The following is a 12,427-nucleotide window of genomic DNA, read 5'->3' as shown; positions in this document are numbered from 1 at the left end:
AGGAAATATCCCTTTTTATTTTTCTCAAATACAGATTTTCGGATGGAATATCAGATGATGAGACAACATATTTTTGAAAAGTAAAAAAGACAAACGCCAAAAATGACATTTGTCTTCGTTCTGAAAGACAAGGTTTATAAGCCTTGTCTTTTTTCTTTATTTATAAAAATTTTAGTAAAAATAGGTCTATACCATTTACAAATTGTTTTGAAAGGTTTATAATGTAATTGACATAATAAATAGTAGATTATTTCTTAAGGGGGTTATCATTATGCCTAAGTATATTAAAGCTGATCAATTTTTCTATCCACATGGTATTCGTCGTGGAGGTTATTTAGAACTTATTGATGGCAAGTTTGGTAAGCATGTTGAAGAGATTTCGGATGATGCAGAAATTTTAGACTACTCTGGTTACAGCATTGCACCTGGTCTCGTTGACACCCACATTCATGGTTTTGGTGGTGTGGATGTCATGGATAATAATATTGAAGGAACTCTTCATACGATGAGTGAAGGTCTTCTTAGCACAGGTGTTACTAGTTTCCTACCAACTACACTAACTTCATCATACGAACAATTGCTGGCTGTTACTGAAAACATTGGTGCACGCTATCAAGAAGCATCTGGTGCTAAGATTCGTGGTATCTATTTTGAAGGGCCATACTTTACTGAGGAATTTAAAGGAGCTCAAAACCCTGCTTACATGAAAGATCCACGTATGGATGAGTTCCGCGCTTGGCAGAAGGCTGCTAATGGTCTTCTTAATAAAATTGCTCTTGCACCTGAACGTGATGGGGTTGAGGACTTTGTACGTACTATTACTGGTGAAGGTGTAACTGTTGCTCTTGGTCACTCTAATGCTACCTTTGATGAAGCAAAAAAAGCTGTTGATGCTGGAGCTAGTGTATGGGTTCACGCATATAATGGAATGCGTGGCTTAACACACCGCGAACTTGGTATGGTTGGTGCTATGTATGAGTTACCACACACTTATGCAGAATTGATTTGTGATGGTCATCACGTGGATCCTAAGGCTTGCGAAATTCTTCTTAAACAAAAAGGAACTGAAAATATTGCCCTTATCACTGACTGTATGACAGCAGGTGGTTTGCAAGATGGTGATTATATGTTAGGGGAGTTTCCAGTTGTAGTTGCAAATGGGACTGCTCGCCTTAAATCTACAGGTAACTTGGCAGGTTCCATTCTCAAACTTAAAGATGGTTTGAAAAATGTCGTTGAGTGGGGAATTGCAAATCCTCATGAAGCAGTCATGATGGCTAGTCTGAACCCAGCTAAATCAGTTCATATCGATGACGTCTGTGGACAAATTCGTGAAGGCTACGATGCAGACTTTATCGTGCTAGATAAAGATTTGGAATTAGTAGCAACTTATCTAGATGGAGAAAAACGCTATCAAGCATAATCTAAAAAGTAGAAACGACTTTAGTTTCTACTTTTTTTAATAAATTCGTGAACACTTTCACATATTACTTGATTTTTATATTGAAAAGGCTTACAATTATGATATAAACAATACAAATAAAAAAGCGGAGGATTGCTTATGAAAGCTTATACTTACGTTAAACCAGGCCTTGCGTCATTTGTTGATGTTGACAAACCAGTTATTCGCAAGCCAACAGATGCTATTGTGCGTATCGTTAAGACTACTATTTGTGGTACAGACCTTCATATTATTAAAGGGGATGTTCCTGCTTGTAAGAGTGGAACAATCTTAGGACATGAAGGAATTGGTGTTGTAGAGGAAGTTGGAGCAGGAGTTTCAAACTTCAAAAAAGGCGATAAGGTTTTGATTTCTTGTGTTTGTGCCTGTGGTAAATGCTACTACTGTAAAAAGGGAATCTATGCTCACTGTGAAGACGAAGGTGGATGGATTTTTGGACATTTGATTGACGGTATGCAAGCAGAATATCTTCGTGTGCCCCATGCTGATAATACTCTTTATCATACTCCAGCTGACTTGTCTGATGAAGCTTTGGTTATGTTATCTGATATCTTGCCAACTGGCTATGAAATTGGTGTCTTAAAAGGGAAAGTTGAGCCTGGTTGTAGTGTAGCTATCGTTGGTTCAGGGCCAGTCGGATTGGCAGCTCTTTTGACGGCACAATTCTATTCACCAGCTAAATTGATTATGGTGGACCTAGACGATAACCGCTTGGATACTGCAGTTTCTTTCGGTGCTACTCATAAGATTAATTCTTCAGATCCTGAAAAGGCAATTCAAGAAATTTATGATTTGACAGATGGTCGAGGTGTAGATGTCGCTATTGAGGCGGTAGGAATTCCTGCAACGTTTGATCTCTGTCAAAAGATTATCGGTGTAGACGGAACAGTAGCCAACTGTGGTGTGCATGGTAAGCCAGTTCAGTTTGATTTGGACACTCTTTGGATTCGTAACATTAATGTTACTACTGGATTGGTTTCTACCAATACAACTCCTCAGCTTTTGAAAGCCTTAGAAAGTCATAAAATTGAACCTGAAAAATTGGTAACTCATTATTTCAAACTTAGTGAAATAGAAAAGGCCTATGAAGTATTTAGTAAGGCCGCCGATCATCATGCGATTAAAGTGATCATTGAAAACGATATTTCAGAAGGTTAATCTTGTTTTTAAATCCAGTTATTCGTTTTTGAATAGCTGGATTTTTTGAAAATGTTATATAATTCGTGAAAATGAGCAAAATTCTTTCATTGTTCTCAAAATTTCGCTATAATATACGGTACAAAGGAAGTTAAACTATGTATCGAGTTATAAAAATGTACGGAGATTTTGAACCGTGGTGGTTTATAGAAGGCTGGGAAGACGACGTCATTGCGAGCAAAAAATTTGATAACTATTATGACGCTTTGAAATATTATAAGTCTTGTTGGTTTGAGTTAGAAAAGGAGATTCCCCTTTACAAAAGTAGAGGAGACTTGATGACTATTTTTTGGGATCCAGAAGATAAACGCTGGTGTGAAGAATGCGATGAATTTCTTCAGCAATATCATTCCTTGGCTTTGTTGGAAGATGGTCAAGTCATTCCTGATGAAAAATTTAGACCTGGTTACGAAAAGCAGACTGGTTTAGAAATCCACCGTACTTGTCGCATAAAAAAAGAAGAAACAACTTTTTAATGAAGTTGTTTCTTCTTTTTTATATTTTCTTCGAATAATAAGAATGAGGAGGAAGATATGGTACAAACACTTGCACAAGAATTGATTACACTGGCCAAAAAACAGGGAGCTCAGGACATCTATTTTGTTCCTAAAGAAAAGATTTATGAGCTACATATGCGAGTTGGAGATGAGAGACATTTGATTAACACCTATGACTTTGAAAAGTTGGGGGCTGTCATTAGTCATTTTAAGTTTATTGCGGGGATGAACGTTGGAGAAAAACGCCGTAGTCAGCTTGGTTCCTGTGATTATCAGCATGGAGACAAGGTTTCTTCATTACGTTTATCGACGGTGGGAGATTATCGTGGTCATGAGAGTCTAGTAATCCGGCTTTTGCATGATCAAGAACAAGAGTTGCGCTTCTGGTTTCAGGACCTTATGGAACTGGAAAAGGGTTTTAGGCAACGCGGGCTTTATCTTTTTGCAGGCCCCGTAGGAAGTGGCAAAACTACTTTGATGCATGAATTAGCCAAGTCATTGTTTAAGGGACAACAGGTCATGTCTATTGAAGATCCAGTAGAAATTAAGCAGGAAGAGATGCTACAGTTACAGCTTAATGAAGCTATCGGACTTAGCTATGAGAACTTGATAAAACTTTCCCTACGACATCGTCCAGATCTTTTAATCATTGGAGAAATTCGAGATAGCGAAACAGCCCGTGCCGTTGTACGAGCTAGTCTGACAGGTGCCACGGTATTCTCGACAATCCATGCCAAGAGTGTTCGTGGGGTTTATGAGCGCCTCTTAGAACTTGGTGTCAGTGAAGATGAACTTGCAGTAGTTTTACAAGGTGTTTGTTACCAAAGACTAATCGCAGGAGGAGGAATTATTGATTTTGCAAACAAAAATTACCAAGAACACCAGGCAGAAAAGTGGAATGGACAAATTGACCAGCTTCTTAAAGAAGGACATATCACTGCCCTTCAAGCTGAAACGGAGAAAATTAGCTACCAGTAAGCAGAAGAAAATCATCACTCTTTTTAACAATTTATTTTCCAGTGGTTTTCATCTGGTAGAAATCATTTCCTTTCTTGATAGAAGTCTTTTGTTGGAAAAGAAATATGTATCTCAGATGCGCTTAGGACTCTCGCAGGGGAAATCCTTCTCGGAAATGATGAGAACTTTAGGTTTTTCGAGTGCTATTGTCACGCAACTTTCCTTGGCTGAAGTTCATGGAAATCTTCATTTGAGTTTAGGGAAAATTGAAGAGTATCTTGATAATCTTGCTAAGGTGAAGAAGAAGTTAATTGAAGTTGCGACCTATCCAGTCATTTTGTTAGCTTTCTTACTGCTCATTATGTTGGGTTTGCGGAATTATCTCTTACCTCAACTAGATAGTAGTAATATAGCTACCTTAGTGATTAGTAACTTGCCACAGATTTTTCTTGGGCTTGTTCTAGCGTTAGCTCTAGTATCTTTAACAGGACTGATATTCTACAGAAAATCTAGGAAGATACAAGTATTTTCTTTTCTAGCTAGAATCCCCTTTCTAGGTGTGTTTATTCAGTATTATCTAACTGCCTATTATGCTCGAGAATGGGGTAATATGATTGGTCAAGGTCTGGAGCTATCACAGATTTTCCAGATGATGCAGGAGCAAGGAAATCCTCTTTTTAGGGAAATAGGACAAGATTTAGATCAAGCCTTGCAAAATGGGCATGAATTTTCGAAAGTTGTGCAACATTATCCTTTCTTTAGAAGAGAGTTGGGTTTAATCATTGAATACGGAGAGGTCAAATCCAAACTGGGGAGCGAATTGGAAATCTATGCGGAAAAAACCTGGGAATCCTTCTTTACCCGAGTCAATCGGACCATGAACCTTGTTCAACCACTGGTCTTTATTTTTGTAGCCCTGCTAATCGTTTTATTGTATGCAGCTATGTTGCTGCCCATGTATCAAAATATGGAGGTTAATTTTTAGATGAAAAAAATGTTGATGAAATTAAAAGAAGCGAAGGCAAAAGCTTTCACTCTTGTAGAAATGTTGGTCGTATTGCTCATCATTAGTATTCTACTCTTACTGTTTGTGCCAAATCTTACTAAGCAAAAGGATGCAGTGAATGACAAGGGTAAAGCAGCTGTCGTCAAGGTGGTAGAAAGTCAAGCAGAACTGTATAGTCTGGATAAAAATGAAGATGCTAGTCTAAGCAAATTACAGGCAGATGGACGTATCACTGCTGAGCAAGCAAAAGCTTACAAAGAGTATCATGATAAACAAAAGACAAGTCAAACAGTTGCGGATTAGGGCTTTTACCATGCTAGAAAGTCTATTGGTTTTAGGGATAGTCAGCATTTTGGCTTTGGGTTTGTCAAGTTCAGTTCAATCCACTTTTGCAACTGTGGAAGAACAAATTTTCTTTATGGAGTTTGAGGAACTTTATCGAGAAACCCAGAAACGAAGTCTGGCTAGTCAACAAAAGATGAATTTAATATTAGAAGAGAGGAGTATTAGTAATGGCTATCAAAAGTTAGCCATTCCTAAAGGGATTCAGCTTCAGTCACATCAGTCAATAACATTTGATAAGGCTGGAGGTAGTTCATATCTGGTTAGCATCAGATTTCAAACAAGGAAAGAAGTGGTTCGCTACCAACTATATCTAGGAAATGGAAAGATTAAACGTATTTAAGAAGCAAAAAATTAAGGCGGTTATTTTACTGGAAGCAGTGATTTCACTAGCCATTTTTGCCAGTATTGCAACCCTCTTGCTGGGGCAGATTCAAGAAAGTAGAAAAAGAGAAGCAGAGCTTCTAAAACAGGAAGAAGTTTTGCGAGTGGCTCGTATGGCTTTGCAGACTGGACAAAAGCAGTTGACCGTCAATGGCCTTACGGTTCATGTTGTCTCGAATGAGCAAGGTTTGGAGGTACACCATGGAACGGAGAAATTACTGGCGATTCAAGACAAGTAGGGTCAGAGCTTTTACACTGTTAGAATCCTTGGTTGCCCTTATCGTTATTAGTGGTAGCTTGCTTCTTTTTCAATCTATGAGCCGACTCTTGATTTCAGAAGTTCGCTATCAGCAGAGAAGTGAGCAAAAAGAATGGCTTTTATTTGTAGATCAGCTAGAAGCAGAGCTGAATCGAGCCCAATTTGAAAAAGTGGAGAATGATAGGCTTTACCTCAAACAGGAAGGGAAGCCCATTTCCATGGGTAAATCAAAGTCAAATGATTTCCGGAAAACAGATGCTAGTGGACGTGGTTATCAACCCATGGTCTACGGTCTGAAATCAGCTCATATTTACCAAAAAGGGCAAAATGTCTATTTCAATTTTCAGTTTGAAAAGGGACTAGAGAGGGAGTTTATCTATCGTGTTGAAAAAGAAAAAAGTTAGAGCAGGAGTTCTCCTATACGCTATCACTATTGCTGGAATTTTTAGTCTTCTGTTGCAATTTTATCTGAACCGGCAAGTAGCTTATCATCAGGATTATGTCTTAAATAAAGAGAAACTGGTGGCTTATGCTATGGCTAAGAGAACCTATGAAAAAGCTACTTCTGAAAATGGAGAGCAGTCCTTTAATGTAGGGAAGTCAACTTATCGAAATGACGAAAAATTCTTCACAACGACTATTTCTACAGAAAAAAATCAATTTGAATTTCGTTTTCCACCTTTGAAAAAGACCGACGACAAAACGAAGAAAACAGAAAAAAAGTCTAAAGAAGGAAGTGAGGAGAAAAAAGAAGAACAGGTTAAAAAAGAGATGGCTATGTCTTCCAAATTAGCACCTTCAAAGAACGGCACAGAGTAGTTTGGACGAGGTTTTTGCTTGAAATCATGCTATAATAGATACATATGGAGGACGGAAAATGGCAAGTGTAAAATTGTATCTAGTGCGTCATGGGAAAACAATGTTTAACACGATTGGGCGTGCTCAAGGCTGGAGTGATACTCCCCTAACAGCTGAGGGAGAGCGAGGTATTCATGAATTGGGAATTGGCCTGCGTGAGTCTGGCTTAAAGTTTGAGCGTGCTTACTCGAGTGACTCAGGGCGGACCATTCAGACTATGGGAATTATCCTTGAGGAACTTGGTTTAACAGGGCAAATTCCTTATCGTATGGATAAGAGAATCCGTGAGTGGTGCTTTGGTAGCTTTGATGGTGCTTATGATGGGGACCTATTTATGGGCATCATTCCTCGTATCTTTAATGTCGATCATGTGCATCGTTTGTCCTATGCGGAACTAGCTGAAGGCTTGGTAGAAGTGGATACTGCAGGCTGGGCTGAAGGCTGGGAAAAACTAAGTGATCGCATCTGGGAAGGTTTTGAAGCCATTGCCAAGGAAATGGAAGCCAATGGTGGAGGAAGTGCTCTCGTTGTCAGTCATGGAATGACAATTGGAACTATTGTTTACCTCATTAACGGCATGCATCCACATGGTCTGGATAACGGAAGTGTGACGATTCTAGAGTACGAAGATGGTCAGTTCTCAGTCAAGATTGTTGGGGACCGTAGCTACCGTGAAATTGGACGAGCTCAATTAGACGAGCAAGCTAGTTCAGAACAATAAAATTCAGCACTAAATTTAGAAGAATTTTTAAAGGATTGATAGAATGCTAATGTCGTGCTTGCATAAGCTTGCGAGAGCTGAGTGCTTTGACAATAGCATTCTTTTTTGTTAGAATAGCATCAACATGAAAGCATAAGAAGGGACTGACAGAGTTGTCGTTCCCTTTTGTCTATCTTAGAAGGGGGAAATATGCTGTTTCAGAAAATAAAAACTTATAAATGGCAGGCACTGGCTTCCTTGGTCATGACAGGTCTAATGGTAACGAGTTCACTCTTGCAACCACGTTATTTGCAGGAGGTTTTAGAGGCACTGCTAACGGGTGATAATGAAGCTATTTATACTATCGGATTTTGGTTGATTCTTGTTGCCTTGATTGGTTTGATTGCAGGTGGCATCAATGTTGTGTTAGCCGCCTACATTGCTCAAGGAGTTTCGTCAGACTTACGGGAAGATGCCTTTCGTAAGATTCAAACTTTTTCATACGCCAATATTGAGGAATTTAACGCAGGGAATCTTGTTGTGCGTATGACCAATGACATCAACCAGATTCAGAACGTAGTCATGATGACCTTCCAAATTCTCTTTCGACTACCACTTTTGTTTATCGGTTCCTTTATTCTAGCAGTTGTCACCCTACCTTCTCTGTGGTGGGTGCTAGTTCTCATGGTCGTTCTGATTGTTGTCATAATGGGTTTTATGATGGGAGTTGTGGGACCACGCTTTGCAAAATTCCAGACCTTACTAGAGCGTATCAATGCCATTGCTAAAGAAAATTTGCGTGGTGTGCGCGTGGTTAAGTCTTTTGTCCGAGAAAAAGATCAGTTTGATAAATTTACGCAGGTGTCAGATGAATTGTTGGGAGAAAACCTTTATATCGGTTATGCCTTTTCTGTTATGCAACCTGCAATGATGTTGATTTCTTACGGGGCTGTTTTTCTCTCAATCTGGCTTGTAGCAGGTATGGCAGAGTCAGATCCATCAGTAGTTGGTTCCATTGCTTCCTTTGTGAACTATCTGAGTCAGATTATCTTTACCATCGTCATGGTTGGATTTTTGGGGAATTCAGTTACTCGTGCCATGATTTCCTTCCGTCGTATTCGTGAAATCCTGGATACAGAACCGGCTATGACCTTCAAGGATGTGGAAGATGAAGAATTGGAAGGAAGTCTCAGTTTTGAAAATGTGACCTTCACCTATCCAAATGATGCAGAACCTATCCTAAAAGATGTATCCTTTGATATCGCAGCTGGTGAGATGGTTGGGGTTGTTGGAGCAACTGGTGCAGGGAAATCAACCTTGGCTCAGTTGATTCCACGATTATTTGATCCTCAGCAAGGTTCGATCAAAATTGGCGGAAAGGACATTCGTACAGTTAGTGAAGGGACACTTCGCAAAACAGTTTCTATCGTCTTACAGAGAGCCATTCTTTTTAGTGGAACCATCGCAGATAACCTCAGACAAGGAAAGGGAGATGCGACAGTTTCAGAACTGGAACGCGCAGCTCGTATCGCCCAGGCCAGTGAATTTATTAGTCGTATGGACTTAGCCTTTGAAAGTCCGGTTGAAGAACGTGGGACCAACTTTTCTGGTGGACAAAAACAAAGAATGTCCATTGCGCGTGGGATTGTCAGCAATCCTAAAATCTTGATATTTGATGATTCTACTTCTGCCCTTGATGCCAAGTCAGAGCGCTTGGTTCAAGAGGCTCTTAACAAGGATTTGAAGGGGACGACTACGATTATCATCGCGCAAAAGATTAGCTCTGTTGTTCATGCTGATAAAATTTTAGTGCTTGACCAAGGTCGCTTGATTGGTCAAGGTAAACATGCTGACTTGGTTGCAACAAACCCAGTTTATCGTGAAATTTACGAAACGCAAAAAGGAAAGGAGGAGTAAGATGAAGACATTTGAATTTTTTTGGAACTATTTTAAAGTTTACAAGACCTCCTTTATCGTTGTCATTGCTATGATTATCATTGCAACGGTAGCCCAAGCCCTCTTTCCAGTATTTGCAGGTCAAACAGTCACAGAGCTGGCTAACTTGGTTATAGCCTATCAAAATGGTAACCCAGATATGGTTTGGCAAAGTCTCCTAGGACTCCTGCTCAATCTTGCCTATATTTTAATCGTTTTAGTAGTTTCTAGTCTTATCTATATGGTCTTGATGAGCCGCATTATTGCCGAATCTACAAATGAGATGCGTAAGGGACTTTTTGGCAAGCTTTCTCGCTTGACTGTTTCCTTCTTTGACCGCCATCAAGATGGGGATATCCTGTCACGTTTTACCAGTGATTTAGATAATATTCTCCAAGCTTTCAACGAAAGTTTAGTGTCTGTCATGACAAATATTGCCCTTTTTATTGGCTTGCTGATTGTCATGTTCGTAAAAAATGTCACCTTGGCTTTAATCACAATTGCCAGCACTCCAATAGCTGTTATCATGGTCTTCTTTATCTTAAAGCTAGCGCGAAAATACACCAACCTCCAACAAAAAGAAGTTGGGAAACTCAATGCTTATATGGATGAGAGTATCTCTGGACAAAAAGCCGTTATTGTTCAAGGTATCCAAGAAGATGTGATTGCTGGTTTTGTCGAGCAGAATGAACGGGTTCGAAAAGCCACTTTCAAGGGAAGAATGTTCTCAGGAATTCTTTTCCCTGTCATGAACGGGATGAGCTTGGTCAACACAGCAGTAGTTATTTTTGTCGGTTCAGCTGTATTATTGAATGATCAGAATATCGAGACAGCAACTGCACTTGGTTTGATTGTCATGTTTACTCAGTTTTCGCAACAGTATTACCAGCCCATTATCCAATTAGCAGCGAGCTGGGGAAGTTTGCAACTGGCCTTTACAGGTGCAGACCGTATCCAAGAAATGTTTGATGCAGAAGAAGAAATTCGTCCTCAAGATGCTCCAGACTTTAGCGAATTAAAAGAGGGTGTGGAGATTCGTAACGTAGACTTCTCCTACCTGCCAGGCAAACCTATTTTGAAAGATGTCAGCATCTCAGCTCCAAAAGGGAAAATGATTGCGGTAGTTGGTCCGACAGGTTCAGGGAAAACAACTATCATGAACTTGATCAATCGTTTTTATGATGTGGATGCAGGTAGTATCAGCTTTGATGGAACAGATATTCGCGAGTTTGATTTAGACAGTTTGCGAAGTAAGGTAGGAATTGTTTTACAGGATTCTGTTTTGTTCAGCGGAACTATTCGGGACAATATTCGATTCGGTGTACCGGATGCCAGTCAGGAAATGGTCGAAGCAGCTGCTAAGGCTACGCATATCCATGAATATATCGAAAGTCTACCAGATAAGTACGATACTCTGATTAATGATGACCAGAGCGTCTTCTCAACTGGCCAAAAACAGTTGATTTCTATTGCTCGTACCTTGATGACAGATCCGCAGGTCTTAATTTTGGATGAGGCAACATCAAACGTGGATACTGTAACAGAGAGCAAGATCCAAAATGCCATGGAGGCAATTGTGGCAGGAAGAACTAGTTTTGTGATTGCCCATCGCTTGAAAACTATTCTCAATGCAGATCAGATTATTGTTCTTAAGGATGGTCAAGTTATCGAACAAGGAAACCACCATGAATTACTCAAGCTTGGAGGATTTTACTCCGAACTGTACCATAATCAATTTGTCTTTGAATAATACTCTTCGAAAATCTCTTCAAACCACGTCAGCGTCCCCTTGCCGTATATGTGTTACTGACTTCGTCAGTTCTATCCACAACCTCAAAACTGTGTTTTGAGCAACCTGCGGCTAGCTTCCTAGTTTGCTCTTTGATTTTCATTGAGTATAAGCAAAAAAGTTGTCCTAATTTTAGGCAACTTTTTCTGATAAAAAAATTTTATCACGGACTTAAAAAATACATATTAGACAGGAGTGGGCAAGGATGATAAGATAAGATTATCAATGGAGAAGGAAAGGAAATCAGTGATGGCAAGAACAGTTGTTGGAGTTGCAGCAAATCTATGTCCTGTGGACGCAGAAGGAAAAAATATTCATTCATCAGTCTCTTGTAAATTTGCTGAGAGTATTCGTCAGGTTGGCGGACTTCCTTTGGTCATCCCAGTTGGTGATGAGTCAGTTGTGCACGACTATGTAGAAATGATAGACAAGCTTATCTTGACTGGAGGGCAAAATGTCCATCCTCAGTTTTATGGTGAGGAAAAAACAATTGATAGCGACGACTATAACCTAACTCGCGACGAGTTTGAGCTAGCTCTTCTACAAGAAGCCTTGCGTCAGAACAAGCCAATCTTAGCCATTTGCCGTGGCGTTCAGCTTGTCAACGTTGCCTTTGGTGGGACACTCAATCAGAAGATTGAAGGTCATTGGCAAGGTCTACCTTTTGGGACTTCACATTCTATTGAGACAGTGGATGGCAGTGTAGTGTCTAAATTGTTTGGTAAAGGAAGTCAGGTTAATTCAGTGCATCGTCAGAGCATCAAAGATCTGGCACCCAATTTCCGTGTGACGGCTGTGGATCCACGCGATCAAACTGTTGAAGCAATCGAATCTATCGACGAACACCGTATTATTGGTCTCCAGTGGCATCCAGAATTCTTGGTCAATGAAGAAGATGGCAACTTAGAATTATTTGGCTCTTTGTCAACTGTAGTGGGTTGAATAAAAACTAACATCTGGAGAGGACAATTGATGTCCTCTTCATTTTTATATTCAGAGCGATGAAAATTCGTTTCTTAAAGTTGTCAAAGTTCCGAAATC

At 39.8% G+C, this 12,427-nt stretch carries 14 protein-coding genes; all 14 read left to right on the top strand.

Annotated elements, in window-relative coordinates:
- The first annotated feature begins 271 nt into the window (after window positions 1-271).
- Window positions 272-1,423: an N-acetylglucosamine-6-phosphate deacetylase gene (gene nagA, locus QM406_RS09490; protein WP_060956243.1), complete on the top strand. Its 1,152-nt coding sequence runs from the start codon at window positions 272-274 to the stop codon at window positions 1,421-1,423.
- A gap of 138 nt (window positions 1,424-1,561) precedes the next feature.
- Window positions 1,562-2,620 carry a zinc-dependent alcohol dehydrogenase family protein gene (locus QM406_RS09485; protein WP_414274085.1) on the top strand — a complete coding sequence of 353 codons (1,059 nt, stop codon included), beginning with the start codon at window positions 1,562-1,564 and terminating at the stop codon, window positions 2,618-2,620.
- Window positions 2,621-2,757: 137 nt separating this feature from the next.
- The gene (locus QM406_RS09480; protein ID WP_007555701.1) at window positions 2,758-3,135 is read left to right on the top strand and encodes a DUF1033 family protein; all 378 of its coding nucleotides are present in this window, start codon (window positions 2,758-2,760) and stop codon (window positions 3,133-3,135) included.
- A gap of 57 nt (window positions 3,136-3,192) precedes the next feature.
- Window positions 3,193-4,134: a competence type IV pilus ATPase ComGA gene (gene comGA / locus QM406_RS09475; RefSeq protein ID WP_248036010.1), complete on the top strand. Its 942-nt coding sequence runs from the start codon at window positions 3,193-3,195 to the stop codon at window positions 4,132-4,134.
- Window positions 4,055-5,098: a competence type IV pilus assembly protein ComGB gene (gene comGB / locus QM406_RS09470; RefSeq protein WP_414274084.1), complete on the top strand. Its 1,044-nt coding sequence runs from the start codon at window positions 4,055-4,057 to the stop codon at window positions 5,096-5,098. The genes comGA and comGB overlap by 80 nt, the downstream gene beginning before the upstream one ends.
- Complete coding sequence (comGC, locus tag QM406_RS09465) at window positions 5,099-5,422, top strand: competence type IV pilus major pilin ComGC (protein ID WP_075231870.1); 324 nt, start codon at window positions 5,099-5,101, stop codon at window positions 5,420-5,422.
- Window positions 5,385-5,804 (top strand): competence type IV pilus minor pilin ComGD, encoded by a 420-nt coding sequence (gene comGD, locus QM406_RS09460; protein ID WP_371608247.1) that lies wholly within the window; start codon window positions 5,385-5,387, stop codon window positions 5,802-5,804. The genes comGC and comGD overlap by 38 nt, the downstream gene beginning before the upstream one ends.
- On the top strand, window positions 5,782-6,084 hold the full coding sequence (gene comGE, locus QM406_RS09455) for a competence type IV pilus minor pilin ComGE (RefSeq protein WP_371608246.1): 303 nt from the start codon (window positions 5,782-5,784) through the stop codon (window positions 6,082-6,084). Before comGD ends, comGE begins: the two co-directional genes overlap by 23 nt.
- Window positions 6,047-6,508 carry a competence type IV pilus minor pilin ComGF gene (gene comGF, locus QM406_RS09450; RefSeq protein ID WP_371608245.1) on the top strand — a complete coding sequence of 154 codons (462 nt, stop codon included), beginning with the start codon at window positions 6,047-6,049 and terminating at the stop codon, window positions 6,506-6,508. The genes comGE and comGF overlap by 38 nt, the downstream gene beginning before the upstream one ends.
- Complete coding sequence (gene comGG, locus QM406_RS09445) at window positions 6,486-6,923, top strand: competence type IV pilus minor pilin ComGG (RefSeq protein WP_371608244.1); 438 nt, start codon at window positions 6,486-6,488, stop codon at window positions 6,921-6,923. Before comGF ends, comGG begins: the two co-directional genes overlap by 23 nt.
- A gap of 58 nt (window positions 6,924-6,981) precedes the next feature.
- Window positions 6,982-7,683, top strand: a complete 702-nt coding sequence (locus QM406_RS09440) for a histidine phosphatase family protein (RefSeq protein WP_315640440.1) — start codon at window positions 6,982-6,984, stop codon at window positions 7,681-7,683.
- Window positions 7,684-7,872: 189 nt separating this feature from the next.
- Window positions 7,873-9,579 carry an ABC transporter ATP-binding protein gene (locus QM406_RS09435; RefSeq protein ID WP_414274083.1) on the top strand — a complete coding sequence of 569 codons (1,707 nt, stop codon included), beginning with the start codon at window positions 7,873-7,875 and terminating at the stop codon, window positions 9,577-9,579.
- A gap of 1 nt (window position 9,580) precedes the next feature.
- Window positions 9,581-11,347: an ABC transporter ATP-binding protein gene (locus tag QM406_RS09430; RefSeq protein ID WP_414274082.1), complete on the top strand. Its 1,767-nt coding sequence runs from the start codon at window positions 9,581-9,583 to the stop codon at window positions 11,345-11,347.
- Between the two features lie 288 nt (window positions 11,348-11,635).
- Complete coding sequence (locus tag QM406_RS09425) at window positions 11,636-12,328, top strand: gamma-glutamyl-gamma-aminobutyrate hydrolase family protein (RefSeq protein WP_414274081.1); 693 nt, start codon at window positions 11,636-11,638, stop codon at window positions 12,326-12,328.
- Window positions 12,329-12,427: the final 99 nt, after the last annotated feature.

The sequence above is a fragment of the Streptococcus infantis genome (assembly GCF_047465035.1).
GTDB classification, from domain to species: Bacteria; Bacillota; Bacilli; order Lactobacillales; family Streptococcaceae; genus Streptococcus; species Streptococcus infantis_T.
Note: the sequence above shows the minus strand (reverse complement) of the source record. Positions and strands in the feature narration are given on the sequence as shown.

Coding starts and splice junctions, on each gene's coding strand:
- nagA (WP_060956243.1), top strand. CDS start 272: ATGCCTAAGTATATTAAAGCTGATCAATTTTTCTATCCACATGGTATT.
- QM406_RS09485 (WP_414274085.1), top strand. CDS start 1,562: ATGAAAGCTTATACTTACGTTAAACCAGGCCTTGCGTCATTTGTTGAT.
- QM406_RS09480 (WP_007555701.1), top strand. CDS start 2,758: ATGTATCGAGTTATAAAAATGTACGGAGATTTTGAACCGTGGTGGTTT.
- comGA (WP_248036010.1), top strand. CDS start 3,193: ATGGTACAAACACTTGCACAAGAATTGATTACACTGGCCAAAAAACAG.
- comGB (WP_414274084.1), top strand. CDS start 4,055: ATGGACAAATTGACCAGCTTCTTAAAGAAGGACATATCACTGCCCTTC.
- comGC (WP_075231870.1), top strand. CDS start 5,099: ATGAAAAAAATGTTGATGAAATTAAAAGAAGCGAAGGCAAAAGCTTTC.
- comGD (WP_371608247.1), top strand. CDS start 5,385: ATGATAAACAAAAGACAAGTCAAACAGTTGCGGATTAGGGCTTTTACC.
- comGE (WP_371608246.1), top strand. CDS start 5,782: ATGGAAAGATTAAACGTATTTAAGAAGCAAAAAATTAAGGCGGTTATT.
- comGF (WP_371608245.1), top strand. CDS start 6,047: ATGGAACGGAGAAATTACTGGCGATTCAAGACAAGTAGGGTCAGAGCT.
- QM406_RS09440 (WP_315640440.1), top strand. CDS start 6,982: ATGGCAAGTGTAAAATTGTATCTAGTGCGTCATGGGAAAACAATGTTT.
- QM406_RS09435 (WP_414274083.1), top strand. CDS start 7,873: ATGCTGTTTCAGAAAATAAAAACTTATAAATGGCAGGCACTGGCTTCC.
- QM406_RS09430 (WP_414274082.1), top strand. CDS start 9,581: ATGAAGACATTTGAATTTTTTTGGAACTATTTTAAAGTTTACAAGACC.
- QM406_RS09425 (WP_414274081.1), top strand. CDS start 11,636: ATGGCAAGAACAGTTGTTGGAGTTGCAGCAAATCTATGTCCTGTGGAC.